The sequence below is a fragment of the Polaromonas sp. P1_G1 genome, assembly GCF_056405595.1.
Window position 1 is genome coordinate 26,136 of the sequence record NZ_JBFUBU010000043.1, and the last position, 16,957, is coordinate 43,092.

Here is a 16,957-nt window from a genome sequence, read left to right on the forward strand (position 1 = left end):
TTGTATCAGTGCTGAATTGCTGCATTTTCCCCTGGAAAGCCCGTTCAACGGAGGTTTTTCCGGCGTCACGTCGCGGTTTGCCGGGCCGGCGCGGCGGATGTTCCACCTGCGGCCGGCAATATAGTGTCAGATAAAAGCGTGTTGCTGTGACAATAGCCAGTCTCTGGCTTACCCCCGTGAGCGCTCTTTGCGAAGCGTGCCCGCGCTGGTTGGCGACGCATTTTTCCAGAATCAGCGAGAGTTCGGTATGCCCTTGATCGTGGTGATTGATGATGACGCAGGCACACGCATGCTGGTCACCCAGGTGCTCAAGAAGGAGGGTCACGAGGTCATGGAGGCCGATGACGGCGCCAAGGGCCTGGAGCTGATCCGCGAATTCAGGCCTGACGTGGTGGTGAGCGACATCCAGATGCCCGAGATGGACGGCTTTGAGGTGCTCGACAGGGTGCGCAACGACGACGCGCTGGCCACCATCGCCGTGATCCTGCTGACCTCGCTGCAGGACCGCACCCACATGCGCCAGGGCATGACCACCGGCGCCGACGACTACCTGACCAAGCCCTTCGCCCCGCAGGAACTGCGCGAGGCGGTCAATGCGCAGCTCAACAAGCTCACGCGCGCCGAGGCCATGCGCGCCCAGGTGGTGGACAAGGCCGTGCAGCTGGCGCTGGTGGAGCAGGGCCAGAAGATCAGCGACCTTTATGAGATACGCATGGCGCAGTCGCTGAGCCAGCAGTGGCCTGAAACCGGCGCGGTGCAGGACAACGACAAATTCGCCAGCGCCACGGTGCTGTTCGCCGACATGCGCGACTACGGCCTGTGGACGCAGTGCCTGTCCGGCCCGGAGCTCAGCGACGTCGTCAAGCGGCTGTACAGCAGTGTCGGCGACACCGTCTACCTGTTCGGCGCGCACTACATGCAGTTCGTCGGCGACGGCATGCTTTGCGTGTTTGTGGACGCCGCCGACACCCATTCCGTCAACCACGGCCTGCGCGCGATGCGCGCGGCCCTGGGGCTGGCCGACGCCACCAAGCGCATAGACACCTATGTGCGCCAGCGCTTTCCGGAGCGCGGCCTGCCGAACTTCGCCCTGGGCGTGGCCCTGCACAGCGGCCCCGTCGCCTTTGCGCGCCTGGACGGCCTGATAGGCCGCTCCGGCCAGACCACGCCCATAGGCGACACGGTGGCCGCGACGCTCAGGCTGTTCCAGGGCAAGCCTCCGCTGGACTGGACCATCGCCGCCAGCGTGCAGGCCACTCGGCTGGTGACCGGCGCGGTGCGCACCGGCCGGCGCGCGCTGGTGCAGATCGCCGGGCGCGCCAAGCCGCTGGACACCGTGGAAATCGTGGGGCTGGCATGACGGTGCGCCAGATGGGCGCCGCGGCAGGCCGCCTGCCCGGGCGCAGCTGGTCGCTGCGCGCGGTGCTGGTCACCAGCCTGCTGCTGTTTTCCATCGTGCCGGCCGCCACCGTGGGATGGGTCTTGTACCGCAGCAACCTGCAAAGCGTGCAGACGCTGGCCGAGAAGACCGTCGACGGTGTGGCGCAACGGGTGCAGATCAGCACCCAGGAGCACCTGGCGCAGGCCCACGTCGTGCTCAACGGCCTGGTCCAGGAGCAGCCCGGCGAGGCCGGCGTGGCACGCGCGCGGCAGCTGATCCAGAACCCGACGCTGTTCGAGCAGACAGCGTTTGCCATGACCCGCATGAGCCCCCGTGTGCCCCAGATGGTGCTGGCGACGCACCGCGGCGAATACCTGGGCGTGGAGGCGTTGTCGCAAAACGGCAATGGTGCCACGCAAGTCGCGGTGCGCAGGGAAGGCGGGCAGGGCCGCAGCTATTTTTCGGCCGAATATCCGGGCGACCGCCGGCAGAAAGCCTCGGCCGATACCGCAAACTACGAGCCCCGCACCCGGCCTTGGTACCAGGCCGCCATGGAGAACAAAGGCCGCAGCTTCACCGCAGTATCCCCCTCGGMGGCGCACAACCAGCTGCTGATCACGCTGGCCCAGCCGGTGTACGGCGCGGACGGCGGCTCACTGGGCGTGTTCGCGGTCGACCTGCACCTAGCGCAGCTCAAGGAATTGCTGCAGACCATGGTCTTCAGCGCCCACGGCACCGCCTTCCTGCTTGACGAGCGCGGGCTGCTGGTCGCCAACTCGACGATAGACCCGCTGTTCACCAGCGCCGGCGGCAAGCTGGAGCGCAGCAAGCCGCTGGACAGCCGCAACCCCGTCATCCGCAGCGCCTACAACGAGGTGGCTACCAGCCTGGGCCAGACCCTGCCCGACAGCGTGCAGCGCATCGCCTTCCTGCACCGCGTGCCCATGGGGGACGACACCCTGATCGTGGTGCTCAAGCCATTCGGCGAAAGCCTGGGGCTGCGCTGGAGCATGGTCGTGGCGGCCCCCGAGAGCGACTTTGCCGCCGCCAGCCAGGCGGCCCTGCGCAACACCCTGGGCGTGATGGTCCTGGCGCTGGTGCTGGGCGCGCTGCTGGCCACCTGGCTGGCTTACCGCCTGAGCCGGCGCTTCCGGGCCCTGAGTGTCGCCGCCGGACAGCTGGCGCGCGCCGAAGTGCCGCAGGTGCAGCAGAACGCCCGCATCACCGAGGTACGGCAGCTTTCGCAGGCCATGCACGACAGCGCCGAAGAAATCCTGCGCAACCGCGCCGCCATCGACGCGCAGAACATCGCCCTGCAGGACGCCAACGAGACGCTGGAGGCGCGGGTCGCCAGCCGCACCGCCGAGCTGGCGGCTTCCCGCGAGGAGGCGCTGGCCGCGGCGCGCGCCAAGGCCGCCTTCCTGGCCACCATGAGCCATGAGATCCGCACCCCGCTCAACGGCGTGGTGGGCATGACCACCTTGCTGGCCGACACGCCGCTGGACCCCGAGCAGCGCGACTACCTGCACACCATGCGCGTCTCCAGCGACCAGCTGCTGGGTGTGATCAACGACATCCTGGATTTCTCCAAGATCGAGTCCGGCAAGCTGGACCTGGAAAACGAGCCGCTGAACCTGCTGGCAACCATCGAGGAGGCCTGCGACATAGGCGCGCCGCGCGCGCGCGAAAAAGGCCTGGAACTGCTGGTCGACATGGGCGACGAGCTGCCCATCTGGGTGCGCGGCGACGTCACGCGCCTGCGCCAGGTCCTGCTCAACTTCGTCAACAACGCCGTCAAGTTCACCGAGCACGGCCAGGTCATCGTCTCGGCCCACGTGCTGAAAGATGCCACGCCCGAACGCGGCGGGCTGATTGAATTCCGCGTCAAGGATTCCGGCATCGGCATTCCGCTGGATCGCCAATCCGCGCTGTTCCAGTCCTTCACCCAGGTCGACACCAGCACCACCCGCAAATACGGCGGCACCGGCCTGGGGCTGGCCATCTGCAAGCGCTTGGCCGGGCTGATGGGCGGCGGCGTCGGGCTGGAATCCGCGCCGGGCCAGGGCTCCACCTTCTGGTTCACCGCGCGGCTGGGCTATGCCGACGCACCGGAGATCGCCAAGCTCTCATCGCTGCACATGGTCAGCCTCGCCGGCAAGCGTGTGCTGGTGGTCGACGACACCCCCGTCAACCTGCGCATTCTCGACAAGCAGCTCAGGCGCTGGGGTATGGAGCCCGCGCTGTTCGAGCGGGCCGCCGAAGCGCTTGACTGGCTGCGGGGCCAGCCGCCCATGGACGTGGTCGTGACCGACATGCACATGCCCGAGATGGACGGCCAGACCTTTGCCCAGACCCTGCGCGAACGCCACCCGGGCAGCCGCATCGTGCTGCTGACCTCGGGCACCATGCCCACCGGTGAGCAGGCCAAGGTGTTCGACGCGCGCCTGCTCAAGCCCTACCGGCAATCGCAGCTCTTCGAGGCGATCGCCCGCGTCACCTCGGCGCCGGAAGCCGTCAAGGCCGTGGCCGAAACCGGCAAGCCCGAGTCGCGTAACCAGTTCATCCTGGTGGCCGACGACAACGCGGTGAACCTCAAGGTGGCGCTGGCCATGCTGGCCAAGCTGGGCTACGAGGCCGCCACCGCCCTCAACGGGCGGGAGGCGGCGGACCGCGTGGCCGCCTCGCTGCGCCCCGAAGGCGGCGTGAGCAGTCGCGACGGCCCCCGGGCCTATGCCGCCGTCCTGATGGACGCCAACATGCCGGTGATGGACGGCTTTGCCGCCTCGCGCGAGATCATCGCAACCCACGGTCCCGCCGCGCCGCCCATCATCGCGCTGACGGCTTCGGTGCTCGAAGAAGACCGCCAGCGCTGCCTGGCGGCCGGCATGGTGGGCTTTCTGCCCAAGCCGCTGCGCATTGACGAGTTGTCGGAGGCACTGGCCCGCTACGCCCGCAAGCCCGAGGACGGGAGTGCCGCGAAAATCATGGCGGCCGAAGCGGCACTTGCCCAGGGCAATCCGCCGGGGGCCGAGGCGTCTTCGGTGGTCCTGATGGACTGGAGCCGCCTGGAGCAGTTCAAGGAATTCGACGATGACGAGCGCAGCATGACGCGCGAGGTGATCGCGCTGTTCGCCAGCGACGCGCCGAACCGTATTGACGACATCCGTGAAGCGCTGTCTGCCTCGGACAGCGCCGAGCTCTCGCGCGCGGCGCACGCCCTCAAGGGCGCGGCGTCAAATGTGGGCGCCGAGGCGCTCAGCGACGCCTGCTTTGTGCTGGAGCAGTCCTGCCTGCAGGGCCAGTGGCCGGCCGATGCGGGGCAGCAGGTGGCGCGGCTGTGTGAGCTGGCCGAGCAGACCCGGCACGCGCTCAATGGCTGGATGGCCAGCCCCGCCTAAGCCGCGGCGGGCGCCTGGGCCAGCGCCTGGTAGAAGGGCGTGAAGTCCGGCTCCGTCAGCCGCAGCAGCGCCTCAAAGCTGTCGATCACAAAATACTGCTGCTGGAAGGTGTCTATTTTGTAGGTCGACGACATGCAGCGCAGCAGGTCGTCGTTGTCCCGCAGCGGGATGCGTTTGGGTTCCGCGGACTCCACGCTCCAGGCCAGCTCGCCCGGGCTGCTCAGGATGCCCGCGCCGTAGGCACGGACCTCGTCGCCACCCTTTGTTTCGCGCATCAAGCCGAACTCGATGGTGTACCAGTAGAGGCGCGAAAGCATTTCCACCGCGCCGGGAATCGGCTGCGTCCCATGTGTGCCATGCTCCAGCGCATGCGCCTTCAGCGCGCCCTTGCCGTAGGCCTGGATGTGGTCGGCATAGCTCGGGTCGAACAGCAGCGGCACGTGGCCGAATAGGTCGTGGAAGATGTCGGGCTCGACGATGTAGTCGAATTCGGCCGGCGTGCGTATCCAGTCCGTCACCGGGAATTTGCGGTTCGCCAGCAGCGTGAAAAACGGCACCTCGGGGATCAGCCCCGGCACGCCCACCAGCTGCCAGCCGGTGGCCTTGAAGAGGCGCGCGTTGATGTCCTCAAAGCGAGGAATCGCGTCGCTCGCCCCCAGGCTGGGCAGGGCCTCGATAAAGGCGCTGCAGGCCCGTCCCGGCAGCAGGGCGGACTGGCGTGTGTACAGGCGCCGGTAGGTCTCGTGGTCCTCCGCGGTATAGGCCGCGTAGTTTTGCGGGCAGGTGTAGTCCGCGTTGACCTGGCCGCCGCGCGCGTAATCGCCGCGCGGCGGGCGGTCGGACTGGCCGTACACCGCCGGCGGCGGTGTATTGCTGTTCTTGCTGTCGGCTACTTCAGCCATTGGCTCTCCACACGCTGGTATTCGCCGCCGGCGCGCGCCAGGTGCAGCCACTGGTCGACGTAGGCCTTGAAGGGCACGTCGCCGCGCGGCAGCAGGTAGGCCATTTCGCCGTACTGCAGCGGCTTGTCGGGGTTGATCGCGCACAGGCCCGGTTTGAGCCTTTGTTGGGTGATGGCCTCGGCCGATTCGGTGACGAACACGTCGGCGCGGTTGGCCAGGATCTCGTCAAAAATCGTCAGGTTCTCGGGGTTCAGCCGCATCTGCGCCTGCTTGAAGTTGGCGCGGGCAAAACGCTCGTTGCTGCCGCCGGGATTGAAGATCACACGCGTCGCGGGCTTGTCGATGTCGGCCACCGTCTGGTACTTGGCGACGTCGGCGCAGCGCGCGATCGGCGTCTTGCCGTTGACCATATAGGGGGCGCTGAAGAAGGCCTTCTTCTGCCGCTCGGTGGTCACCGAGATGCCGCCCACGGCGATGTCACACTTACCGGCCGTCATGTCCGGCATCAGGTTGGACCAGCTGGTCTTGATGTATTCGGGCTTCACGCCCAGGCTGGCCGTGAACGAGGCCATCAGGTCCACATCGATGCCCTCAAAGCTGCCGTCCGGCTTCTGGAAGCTGAAGGGCTTGTAGTCGCCCGGTGTGCAGATGCGCAGCACGCCGGCTTTTTGCACGGCGTCCAGGCTGGACGCCGGCGTCATGCTGACGACCGTCTGGGCCGAGGCGCCGGCGCAGGCCAGCAAGGCGGCCGAAACCAGGCCGAATGCGGCGAGCGGGCGATGCGATTTCAAGCGAAGGGACATGGAAATCTCCGTGAGAGGTGGGTCAAAGGAAGCTTTATTGTGCGCCCGCTTATTCGCCCGCTTTCCCGCCCGTCTTTCCGTCCGCCAGCACCCCGCGGCGCATCTGGTYCAGCTCTATGCTCTCGAACAGCGCCTTGAAGTTGCCTTCGCCGAAACCGTCGTCGCCCTTGCGCTGGATGAACTCGAAGAAGATGGGGCCCAGCTGGTTTTCGCTGAAGATCTGCAGCAGCAGCGCGCCCTTTTTGCCGTCCACCAGGATTTTGCGTTTCTTCAGGTCCGCCACGCTTTCGCCGTGGCCCGGGATGCGCTTGTCGACCAGCTCGTAGTAGGTGTCTATGGTGTCCAGCAGCTTCACGCCGCTGGCGCGCAGCGCGTCCACCGTGGCGAACAGGTCGTTGCTGCCCATGGCGATGTGCTGTATGCCCTCGCCCTGGTAGCGGTCCAGGTACTCCTGGATCTGGCCGGCCTTTTCGTTGCCCTCTTCGTTGATCGGGATGCGGATCTTGCCGCAGGGGCTGGTCATGGCCTTGCTCTTTACGCCGGTGACCTGGCCTTCGATGTCGAAGTAGCGAATTTCGCGAAAATTGAACAGCCGCTCGTAAAAGCCGGCCCACTCGTCCATGCGGCCGCGGTGCACGTTATGCGTCAGGTGGTCGATGTAGGTCAGGCCGTGGCCCACAGGGTTCAGCGCGTCGCTATCGATGCCAGGCAACGGCTCGAAGTCCACGTCGTAAAAGCCGATGTTGCCGATGTCGCCGGGTTGCGCGCCGTTCTTGCCGCGCCATTTGTCGATGAAATAAATGATGGAGTCGCCTATGCCCTTGATGGCCGGGATGTTGAGCTCGCCCGGGCCCGCCGTGTGGGCGTAGCCCCAGGCGCCCAGCGCGATGGCGCGTTCGTAGGCGAACTTGGCGTCCTTCACGCGAAAGGCGATGGCGCAGACGCTGGGGCCGTGCTGGCGCGCGAAACGCTGCGCGAAGGAATCGGGCTCGGCGTTCAGGATGAAGTTGATGCCACCCTGGCGGTACAGCGTCACGTTCTTGTGGCGGTGTTTGGCAATCGGCTTGAAGCCCATGCGCACGAACAGCGCGGCCATGGCGGCCGGGTCGGGCGCGGCGTACTCGATGAATTCAAAGCCGTCGGTGCCCATGGGGTTGTCCCAGGCCGCGCCTTGTTCAAAGTTCAGGGCGGCGTCGGTGCGTGCGTTCATGCGTGTCTCCAAAATGGTGGGCTATGCATGGGACTTTAGCGGCGTCCGGCATCAGTTTTACTGCGAAACAGGGCGTTCAAATTGCCTTTGACGCAGTAAACCTGCAAAATAAGCGGGATGGAAACACTCGACAAGCTCGATCGCCAGATCCTGCGCAAACTTCAGGACGACGGCCGCGCCACCTACGACCAGTTGGCCGAACAGGTGGGCCTCTCGCCCAGCGCGGTGCTCAGGCGCGTCAAGCGGCTGGAGGAAAGCGGCGTCATAGATCGTTATGTGGCGCTGGTTAAACCCGAGGCCGTGGGCCTGGGCCTGACGGCCTACCTCAACGTGCGCCTCGAAAAGCACACCGAAAGCCACAAGCGCAACCCCATGGACCTGTTCCGCGCCAGCGTGCAGACCTGGCCCGAGGTCGCCGAATGCGCCGCGCTGACCGGCGAGATGGACTATTTGCTGCGCGTGCTGGTCGAGGACATGGCCCACTACAGCCGTTTCATCATGGACACCCTGCTCAAGCACCCCAGCGTGCAGGACTGCAAAACCAGCTTTGTGCTGGACCGGGTCAAGGCGACCACGGCCGTGCCTTTGTGAGGGCGTGAGGCGAGTCAGGCCTGCGTCAACAAGCGGGTAGCCAATGGCTGTGTGCTGGATTTGGCAGGAACGTGGTTTGGGTTGTGTTGTTGCATTGCAACATTTTCATCCCTGACGCCAATTCGCTATGATTTTTATAGCTCACTAGGCCCTGTTTTTGCGATAAATCGGCAGTCTTGGGCGATTTTGGCAGGTCTCCCTATTGAAGGTCCCGGAGAAGCCCTTAGACTGGGAATTCTAGGGAAAACCCTTATATTGAAGCCATGGTCTCACCCAGCACACTGTTAAAAGCATCCTACAACGCGAGCAAGGAGTTTTTCCGCCCGCCTGTAGCCGAGACGCGCGCGCCGCAGACGTCTGCCGCCCCACGCGTCCAGCCCGTCATGGTTCCGATCCGCTCCATAGGCCCCAGCCACGGGGAACGCATCGCCGCCCACCTGCTGGCCCTGGATGAACACGACCGTTATCTGCGCTTCGGTTATTCGGCCAATGACGAGCAAATCCGCCGCTATGTCGACGGCCTCAACTTCGACCGCGACGAGATCTTCGGCATCTACAACCGCAAGTTGCAGCTGATCGCCATGGCCCACCTGGCGCATTCGACCGACCCGAATCTCAAGAGCTGCGCCGAGTTCGGCGTCTCGGTGCTGGCCCAGGCCCGCGGCCGGGGTTATGGCTCGCGCCTGTTTGACCGCGCCGTGATGCACGCCCGCAACGACGGCGTCGACATGATGTTCATCCATGCGCTCAGCGAAAACACCGCCATGCTCAACATCGCCCGCAAGGCCGGCGCCACCATCGTGCGCGACGGCTCCGAAAGCGAGGCCTACCTCAAGCTGCCGCCGGCCGACCTGGACTCGCGCATGACCGAAATGGTCGAAGAGCAGATCGCCCAGACCGACTACCGCCTCAAAGTCCAGGCCAAGCAGTTCTGGGACTTGCTGGGCGCGATCCAGGAAGTGCGGCAGGGCGTCCGGGATGGGCGGGACCGCATGCCGATGTAGTTGCCCTGGCTCCGGCCGGCTCAGTCGACAGTCTTCTCTTCCTTGGTCACCAGCCAGATCCCATAGCAGACCAGCACCAGGGCCAAGCCGTTTTTCCACTCCAGGAAGCGCTCTTCCAGGAACATCGCCGACAGCATGGTGCCGAAGATCGGCACCATGAAGTTGAACACCGTGATCATGCTGACGCGGTTGTACTTCAGCAAAATCGTCCACAGCGAAAACGCCGCCGACGACAGCGCCACGAGGTAAATCATCAGCAGGGTAGATTTGACGGTGAAGCCCGTCAGCGACCCTCCGGTGGCCAAGCCGATCAGCAGCAGGGCCAGGCCGCCTATGGCCAGCTGCCAGCCCGTGAGCACCACGGAGTCCACGCGCTGTGAGACCTTTTTGCCGTAAATACTCGCGGCAGACAGCACAAAGGCGGCGATCACCACAAATCCCTCGCCCAGCAGCGTGAAATCAAAGCTCAAGAGGCTTTCGCTGAAGTTCACCACCATCACGCCCGCAAAGCCCACCACGCAGCCCAGCACCTTGTTGAAGCTGAGCCTGTCGTTCTTGTAGATGTAATGCGCCAGCAGCACGCTGAAGAAAGTGCCGGTCGCGTTCATGATGGAACTCTTCACACCCGTGGCGTAGGCCAGGCCGATATAGAAGAACACGTATTGCACACTGGTCTGCGTCAGGCCCACCAGCGTGACCTGGCCGAAGGTGCGGCGGTCCAGCTGGAACACCGGCTTCTTGCTGAGGAGGGCAAACACCAGCAGCACCAGGCCGGCAAAAATAAAACGCCAGCCCGCGAACACCAGCTTGGATGGAATGTCATCGGCAGCGATGTGGAACAGCGCATAGCCGTTCTTGATCGCCGGGTAGGCGCTGCCCCAGAGCAGGCAACACAGCGAGGCCAGAAGGAAAACGACCTTGCGTTGGGTGAAAAACGTGGAGCTGTTCAAAACCGGGATCTCATGAAAAGAGGAGAGAAAGGCGCGGCCCGGGCGCGGCATGCGCCCAGGAAGAGGCGACAAAAAGCTTAAAGCAGGCGCGCGAGGTAACGACCCGTATGGCTGGCCGGGTTGGCCGCGATGTCTTCCGGCGTGCCCACGCCCACCACGGTGCCGCCGCCGGCGCCGCCTTCGGGGCCCATATCGACCAGCCAGTCGGCCGTCTTGATGACGTCCAGGTTGTGCTCGATCACGACGATCGTGTTGCCCGCGTCGCGCAGCTGGTGCAGCACCTTGAGCAGCAGGTCGATGTCAGCGAAGTGCAGGCCGGTCGTCGGTTCGTCGAGGATGTAAAGCGTGCGGCCGGTGTCGCGTTTGCTGAGCTCCAGCGCGAGCTTGACACGCTGCGCCTCGCCACCCGACAGCGTGGTCGCGGCCTGGCCCAGCTTGATGTAGGACAGGCCCACGTCGAGCAGGGTGTGCAGCTTGCGCGCGATGACGGGAACCGCCTTGAAGAACTCGGCCGCGACCTCGACCGTCAGGTCCAGGATCTGCGCGATGTTCTTGCCCTTGTACTGCACTTCCAGTGTTTCGCGGTTGTAGCGCATGCCCTTGCACACGTCGCAGGGCACATAGACGTCGGGCAGGAAGTGCATCTCGACCTTGACCACGCCGTCGCCCTGGCAGGCTTCGCAGCGGCCGCCGGCGACGTTGAAGGAAAAGCGCCCCGCGCCGTAGCCGCGTTCGCGGGCCGTGTTCATCTCGGCCATCAGCTCGCGTATCGGCGTGAACAGCCCGGTGTAGGTGGCCGGGTTGCTGCGCGGCGTGCGGCCTATCGGCGACTGGTCGACGTTGATGACCTTGTCGAAGTGTTCTATGCCTTCAATCGCTTCATGCGCGGCAGGCTCCTCGTGCGCGCGGTACAAGGTGCGGGCCACGGCGGTGTACAGCGTGTCGTTGACCAGCGTGGACTTGCCCGAGCCGGAAACGCCGGTCACGCAGGTCAAGAGGCCCACGGGAAACTCGACGCTCACGCCCTTCAGGTTGTGGCCCGTGGCATTGATCACGCGCAGCGCCTGCATGTCGCCCAGCGTGGCCTGGTGCACGGCCTCGCGCGCGGCGCGGCGTTCGGCGGCCGGGCTTTGCGGAAAGCGCGAAGCCTTTTTCTTCTCGGCGGTTTCCACAGCTTTCACCGTCGGCAGCCAGGGTGTGCGGCGCTTGGGCACGGCGATTTTCAGCGTCTGCGCCAAATACTTGCCTGTCAGCGAATCGGGGTTGTTCTTGACTTCGTCGAAGGTGCCCTGAGCCATCACGCGCCCGCCGTGGATGCCGGCGCCCGGCCCCATGTCGATGACATGGTCGGCCGCGCGGATCATGTCCTCGTCATGCTCGACCACCAGCACGCTGTTGCCGATGTCGCGCAAGTGTTTGAGCGTGCCGATCAGGCGGTCGTTGTCGCGCTGGTGCAGGCCTATGCTGGGCTCGTCGAGCACATACATCACGCCGGTCAGGCCCGAGCCTATCTGCGAGGCCAGGCGTATGCGCTGTGACTCGCCGCCCGACAGCGTTTCGGCGCTGCGGTCCAGGCTCAGGTARTTSAGGCCCACGTCGTTGAGGAATTTCAGGCGCAGGCCGATTTCGCGCACCACCTTGGCGGCGATCTCGGCCTTGGCGCCTTCCATCTTGAGGACGTTGAAGTATTCAAAACTCTCGCGCAGGGTGGCGTGGCTGATCTCATAGATCGCCTTGCGCTGGGGCTGGGCATCGCCTTCGGGGGCGCTCACCAGGTAGACGTGGCGCGCCTCGGTGCGCAGGCGCGTGCCCTCGCAGTCGGGGCAGGGCTGCACGCTGCGGTAGCGAGACAGCTCCTCGCGCACGGCGGCGGAGTCGGTCTCGCGGTAGCGGCGCTCGAAGTTGGTGATCACCCCTTCGAAGGGGTGCTTCTTGCTGATTTTCTTGCCGGCGAAGTTACCCGAGTCCATCACGTAGCTGAACTTGATTTCCTCGTCGCTCGAGCCGTGCAGCACGACCTGCTGCACGTTGTCCGGCAGGTCCTCGAAGGCCGTGTCGATGTTGAATTTGTAGTGCTTGGCCAGGCTTTCCAGCATCGAGAAGTAGTAGCCGTTGCGCCTGTCCCAGCCTTTCACGGCGCCGCTGGCCAGGCTCAGCGAGGGAAAAGCCACCACGCGCGCCGGGTCGAAAAATTCCATGTGGCCCAGGCCGTCGCAGGTCGGGCAGGCGCCCACCGGCGAGTTGAACGAAAAGAGCCGCGGCTCCATCTCGCTGAGCGAATAGTCGCAGACCGGGCAGGAGAACTTCGCGCTGAACAGGTGTTCCTTGCCGGTATCCATCTCGAGCGCAATCGCCTTGCCGTCGGCCAGGCGCAGCGCTGCCTCGAAGCTTTCGGCCAGGCGCTGCTGCAAATCGGCCCGCACCTTGATGCGGTCTATCACCACGTCGATGTTGTGCTTCTCGGTTTTCTTGAGCTTGGGCAGGTCGTCGAACTCATAAGCCGTTCCGTCGACGCGAAAACGCACATAACCCTGGGACTGCATTTCGGCGAAGACGTCCACGAACTCGCCCTTGCGGTCGCGCGCCACCGGCGCCAGGATCATCAGCTTGGTGTCTTCCGGCAGGGCCAGCACGGTGTCGACCATCTCGCTGACGCTTTGTGCCTGCAGCGGCAGGTCGTGGATGGGGCAGAACGGCGTGCCGGCGCGCGCGAACAGCAGGCGCAGGTAGTCGTGGATCTCGGTCACCGTGCCCACGGTCGAGCGCGGGTTGTGCGAGGTGGCCTTCTGTTCGATGGAGATCGCGGGCGACAGGCCTTCGATCATGTCCACGTCGGGCTTGTCCATCAATTGCAAAAACTGGCGCGCGTAGGTCGACAGGCTTTCAACGTAACGGCGCTGGCCCTCGGCGTACAGCGTGTCGAAGGCGAGGGACGACTTGCCGGATCCGCTCAGCCCGGTGATGACCACCAGCTGGTTGCGCGGAATGTCCAGGTCGATGTTCTTGAGGTTGTGCGTGCGCGCCCCGCGAACGCTGATGCGCTGGGCCGCCAGGGCTTGCGCCAGGTAGCGGCCCTGGGCGGGCTCCGCCACGTGCCGGCCTTCTGCGGCCTGGGAGGCGAGGTATTTGCTGTCGTCGGGAGAGTTCAAGATGTGGCAGCCGCAAAACTCTCCATCATAGACCGAAGCACCGTTTCAAGCACAATAGCCGTCTGTACAAGGTCTAGGCGGCCGGGCTTGCCGAGCCGTAGCGCCCAAACTCCCGATCCGCCCCGGCTTGGGCCGCTTTTAACCCGCTTTTTCGTCTTTTTTGCCTGTTTTACTCCCGTGCCCGTGCCATCTTCCCCCGTGTCCTTTCCCATGACCGCCACCGAGCGGCGCGCCAGCGCCTCGCTGGCGTCGATTTTTGCGCTGCGCATGCTGGGCCTGTTCCTGGTGCTGCCGGTGTTCGCGCTGGAGGCGGYCAAATACCCCGGCGGCGATGATCCGGCGCGTGTCGGCTTGGCCATGGGCATATACGGGCTGACGCAGGGCCTGCTGCAGATTCCTTTCGGCATCGCTTCGGACTGGTGGGGCCGCAAACCGGTGATTATTTCCGGCCTGCTCATATTTGCCCTGGGCAGTTTCATCGCGGCCTGGGCCCCAGACCTGAACTGGCTGGTCGCCGGCCGCGCGCTGCAGGGCGCGGGCGCCATTTCGGCCGCGGTTACCGCGCTGCTGGCCGATTCCACGCGTGATGAGGTGCGCACCAAGGCCATGGCGCTGGTGGGCGGCAGCATCGCACTGATGTTCGCGCTCTCGCTGCTGGTCGCGCCGCTGCTTGCGGCTTATATCGGGCTGCACGGCCTGTTCGCCCTGACCGGCGCGCTGGCGCTGGCCGGCATCGCGGTGGTCGCCTGGTGGGTGCCGCCCGAGCCCGTGGAGCACGTGAATCGCCCGCGTGGCAGCCTGCTCGAAGTCCTCAAAGACCCGGCCCTGCTGCGGCTGGATTTCGGCGTGTTCGTGCTGCATGCGGTGCAGCTGGCCATGTGGGTGGCGATCCCGGCGCTGCTGGTGGCGGCTGGGCTGGACAAGGCCGGCCACTGGCAGGTCTACTTGCCGGCGGTGCTGGCCTCTTTTGTCGTGATGGGCGCGGTGCTGTTCCCGCTGGAGCGGCGCGGTTACCTGCGGGCGGTGTTCCTGGGCGCCGTGGGCCTGGTCTTTGTGGTGCAGCTGGGACTGCTGTGGGCGGCCTCATCGGCCCCGGCGCCGCACGGCCTGGCCGCATTGGCTGCGCTGCTGTTCCTGTTTTTCTGCGGTTTCAACGTGCTGGAGGCCACCCAGCCCAGCCTGGCCTCCCGGCTGGCGCCGGCGCATGCGCGCGGCGCGGCCCTGGGCGTGTACAACACCCTGCAATCGCTGGGGTTTTTTGCCGGCGGCGCGGTCGGCGGCTGGGTCACCAAGGCGCACGGCGCCCAGGGGCTTTTCCTGCTGTGCGGCGGCCTGATGCTGGCCTGGCTGCTGGTGGCCTGGCCCATGCGCGCGCCCGGGCGGCATTCGGCCATGGCAGCCCCGGGCGATGAGGCCTTGCCGGGCCGGCCAGTTAAACTGTAGCCATTCATAAATAGCAGGGCCCCCGCTCTGTAGATCAGCTCAGGAGAACCCCTCATGGCATCCGTCAATAAAGTCATCGTCGTCGGCAATCTGGGCCGCGACCCCGAAATGCGCAGCTTCCCGAGCGGCGACCAGGTCGCCAACGTCACCATCGCCACCACCGACAAGTGGAAGGACAAGCAGACCGGTGAAATGAAGGAAGCCACTGAATGGCACCGCGTGGTGTTCAACGGCCGCCTGGCCGAAATCGTCGGCCAGTACCTGCGCAAGGGCTCGCAGGTCTATGTGGAAGGCTCGCTGCGCACGCGCAAGTGGACCGACAAGGACGGCATCGAAAAGTACACCACCGAAATCCGTGCCGACCAGATGCAGATGCTGGGCAGCCGCCAGGGCATGGGCGGTCCCGGCGGTGACGACGGCGGTGGCGGCGGCTACGAAGCCCCGCGCCAGTCCGCACCCGCGCGTGCGCCGGCCGCAGCCGCACCACGGCAAGCGCCTGCGGCGTCCAAGGCGGCCAGCGGCTTTGACGACATGGACGACGACATCCCGTTCTGACCCGCAGGGCGCAAGTCGCCAACGAAACAAAAGGCCCCAGGCGTTGACGCCTCGGGCCTTTTTTCTTTCAGGACCGGCGGCCCGGCTCCCGCGCCGCCCCGCCTTCCAGGGCAATGAAGACAGCGTGGCGGTCAGTGATCTCGCAACAGCCGCGTGCGCGCCTGGCCCCTGCCGCCGCGTTGCGCGCCAGCGCGGCGAAGCCACGCGCCGCCATCCAGGCCAGGAAGGCCGCACCGCTCAAGGGCAGGGCAAACCAGGCGCCGGTAAAACCCGCGCGGCGGGGCTCCCAGCGCAGGATCACGCCTTGCGAGCTTCCGGCCGGTTCGATCACCGCGTTCTCGTGGTCGCCAAGGCGCACGCGCTGGCCGACGTCGATGAAGTGGTCGCCGGGGTCGTTGTTGCGCGTGAGCCAGAGCCGGCCCCGCAGCACCGTCAGTTCGCCACCGCGCCGGGGCAGGCGCAGCGCCTGGCCGGGCGCCAGGTGACGGGTTGCGCCGTGACGTACGGCGCCCTTGGGTTTTGCATTCATCATGAGCCTTTTGAGATATTGCCGCGCGGGAGTGCCGCGCGTCGCCGGTGTCAAAGCCCGGCCAGGGCGTGCAGCGCGGGGTTGTCGATCTGGCCGGCGAGCAGCTTCGCCGCGGCTGCGCTCGCGCTGTCGCCCAGGGCCGCGCGATGCAGGCAGGCCCGCACCGTGAGTTCGCGCATGCCGCTGCGCGCGGCGAGGTCCTGCAACTCGTTGACCCAGGCAGAGGCCTGGGGCATGGCCTCTGCCACCGCGACGCCGCACAGCGCGTCGAGCGCATAGCCCTTGCCCCATAGGTAGGCATCGGGCAGGCGCACGCAGCGCGCCAGCGCGTCGACCAGGATTTCGGCGGCGCGCAGCGGTTCGCCGCGCGCCATCGCCACGCGTCCCAGCCCCCGGCCGGCAATGCCTTCCCAGCATGGGTCGCCGATCTGGCAACCGAGCGCGAAGGCATGCTCGAAACGGTTCGCGGCGGCCTCCACGTCGCCGCGCAGCAGGTCGACTTCGGCCCGCAGCGACTGCGGCCAGGGTACAAAAGCGGTCCAGCCCGGCTGGGCCAGCGCCACCGACCGGTCCAGGGCGTCGGCGGCGGCGTCCAGCTCGCCGTGCAGCAGCAGCGCGCGGCCCAGCATGGACAACGCATAGGCGCGCTGCCTGGGGTCACCGGCGGCGGCGCCCAGCGCCTCGGCCTCTCGCAGCAGGGCGATGGCGGGCGCGTAGTGCGCGGTGTCGCTGAGCGCGGAGCCGTGCACGGTGGCGATGCGCGCCTGCTCCGCGCGGTCGCCGCCGGCCMGCGGCGCCGCGCGCTGCAGCCAGGCTAGCGTGCGCTCGTAGCGGCCGCGCAGGAACTCGACGTATCCGAGTTCACGGCAGGCCGCCGCGGCCAGCGCCGGCGAGGCATCACGGCCGACTTCCAGCGCCTCGTGAAGCGCCGTGGCGCCTTCCTCGTCGCGCCCGCGCGCGGCATGCACCAGCGCACCGCCCAGGGCCACGCGGGCACGCGCGCGCAGCGCCGCGTCGCCGGTGGCGTCGGCCTCGACGATGG

General features: G+C 66.2%; 12 protein-coding genes and 1 pseudogene. 6 read left to right on the forward strand and 7 right to left on the reverse strand.

From position 1 onward, the window contains the following. The first annotated feature begins 247 nt into the window (after positions 1–247). On the forward strand, positions 248–1,360 hold the full coding sequence (locus AC1D1Y_RS20145) for a response regulator (RefSeq protein WP_477683899.1): 1,113 nt from the start codon (positions 248–250) through the stop codon (positions 1,358–1,360). Then, positions 1,357–4,779: a response regulator gene (locus tag AC1D1Y_RS20150; protein WP_477683900.1), complete on the forward strand. Its 3,423-nt coding sequence runs from the start codon at positions 1,357–1,359 to the stop codon at positions 4,777–4,779. The genes AC1D1Y_RS20145 and AC1D1Y_RS20150 overlap by 4 nt, the downstream gene beginning before the upstream one ends. Here the strand turns inward: AC1D1Y_RS20150 and phhA are convergent. The 3 genes from phhA to hppD are packed head-to-tail and all read right to left on the reverse strand — an operon-like array spanning position 4,776 to position 7,694. Then, a complete protein-coding gene (phhA, locus tag AC1D1Y_RS20155; RefSeq protein ID WP_477683901.1) occupies positions 4,776–5,681 on the reverse strand; it encodes a phenylalanine 4-monooxygenase in 906 nt (301 codons plus the stop codon). The genes AC1D1Y_RS20150 and phhA overlap by 4 nt on opposite strands. After that, the gene (locus AC1D1Y_RS20160) at positions 5,669–6,484 is read right to left on the reverse strand and encodes a transporter substrate-binding domain-containing protein (RefSeq protein WP_477683902.1); all 816 of its coding nucleotides are present in this window, start codon (positions 6,482–6,484) and stop codon (positions 5,669–5,671) included. Before AC1D1Y_RS20160 ends, phhA begins: the two co-directional genes overlap by 13 nt. Positions 6,485–6,533: 49 nt before the next feature. Continuing rightward, complete coding sequence (gene hppD / locus AC1D1Y_RS20165) at positions 6,534–7,694, reverse strand: 4-hydroxyphenylpyruvate dioxygenase (protein ID WP_477683903.1); 1,161 nt, start codon at positions 7,692–7,694, stop codon at positions 6,534–6,536. 117 nt (positions 7,695–7,811) lie between these two features. On the opposite strand from hppD, the gene AC1D1Y_RS20170 reads away from it, so the two are divergent. Both AC1D1Y_RS20170 and AC1D1Y_RS20175 read left to right on the forward strand, forming a co-directional pair. After that, positions 7,812–8,285 (forward strand): Lrp/AsnC family transcriptional regulator, encoded by a 474-nt coding sequence (locus tag AC1D1Y_RS20170; RefSeq protein ID WP_007867295.1) that lies wholly within the window; start codon positions 7,812–7,814, stop codon positions 8,283–8,285. A 263-nt stretch (positions 8,286–8,548) separates the two neighbouring features. Then, a complete protein-coding gene (locus AC1D1Y_RS20175; RefSeq protein ID WP_477683904.1) occupies positions 8,549–9,289 on the forward strand; it encodes an N-acetyltransferase family protein in 741 nt (246 codons plus the stop codon). 20 nt (positions 9,290–9,309) lie between these two features. On the opposite strand, the gene AC1D1Y_RS20180 is transcribed toward AC1D1Y_RS20175, so the two are convergent. Then, the gene (locus AC1D1Y_RS20180) at positions 9,310–10,239 is read right to left on the reverse strand and encodes a DMT family transporter (RefSeq protein WP_477683905.1); all 930 of its coding nucleotides are present in this window, start codon (positions 10,237–10,239) and stop codon (positions 9,310–9,312) included. Positions 10,240–10,316: 77 nt separating this feature from the next. Then, positions 10,317–13,388, reverse strand: a complete 3,072-nt coding sequence (gene uvrA / locus AC1D1Y_RS20185) for an excinuclease ABC subunit UvrA (protein ID WP_477683906.1) — start codon at positions 13,386–13,388, stop codon at positions 10,317–10,319. A gap of 210 nt (positions 13,389–13,598) precedes the next feature. On the opposite strand from uvrA, the gene AC1D1Y_RS20190 reads away from it, so the two are divergent. Together AC1D1Y_RS20190 and ssb are read left to right on the forward strand one after the other, a co-directional pair. After that, positions 13,599–14,831: an MFS transporter gene (locus AC1D1Y_RS20190; protein WP_477683907.1), complete on the forward strand. Its 1,233-nt coding sequence runs from the start codon at positions 13,599–13,601 to the stop codon at positions 14,829–14,831. A gap of 54 nt (positions 14,832–14,885) precedes the next feature. Continuing rightward, positions 14,886–15,386: a single-stranded DNA-binding protein gene (gene ssb, locus AC1D1Y_RS20195; RefSeq protein WP_411885621.1), complete on the forward strand. Its 501-nt coding sequence runs from the start codon at positions 14,886–14,888 to the stop codon at positions 15,384–15,386. Positions 15,387–15,453: 67 nt separating this feature from the next. Here the strand turns inward: ssb and AC1D1Y_RS20200 are convergent, their stop codons facing one another. After that, positions 15,454–15,915, reverse strand: coding sequence for a DUF2917 domain-containing protein (locus AC1D1Y_RS20200; RefSeq protein WP_477683908.1), 462 nt, complete (start codon positions 15,913–15,915; stop codon positions 15,454–15,456). A 50-nt stretch (positions 15,916–15,965) separates the two neighbouring features. Continuing rightward, a pseudogene (locus tag AC1D1Y_RS20205) lies at positions 15,966–16,957 on the reverse strand (SARP family transcriptional regulator); the annotation flags it as partial.

Coding starts and splice junctions, on each gene's coding strand:
- AC1D1Y_RS20145 (WP_477683899.1), top strand. CDS start 248: ATGCCCTTGATCGTGGTGATTGATGATGACGCAGGCACACGCATGCTG.
- phhA (WP_477683901.1), bottom strand. CDS start 5,681: ATGGCTGAAGTAGCCGACAGCAAGAACAGCAATACACCGCCGCCGGCG.
- AC1D1Y_RS20160 (WP_477683902.1), bottom strand. CDS start 6,484: ATGTCCCTTCGCTTGAAATCGCATCGCCCGCTCGCCGCATTCGGCCTG.
- AC1D1Y_RS20170 (WP_007867295.1), top strand. CDS start 7,812: ATGGAAACACTCGACAAGCTCGATCGCCAGATCCTGCGCAAACTTCAG.
- AC1D1Y_RS20175 (WP_477683904.1), top strand. CDS start 8,549: ATGGTCTCACCCAGCACACTGTTAAAAGCATCCTACAACGCGAGCAAG.
- ssb (WP_411885621.1), top strand. CDS start 14,886: ATGGCATCCGTCAATAAAGTCATCGTCGTCGGCAATCTGGGCCGCGAC.
- AC1D1Y_RS20200 (WP_477683908.1), bottom strand. CDS start 15,915: ATGAATGCAAAACCCAAGGGCGCCGTACGTCACGGCGCAACCCGTCAC.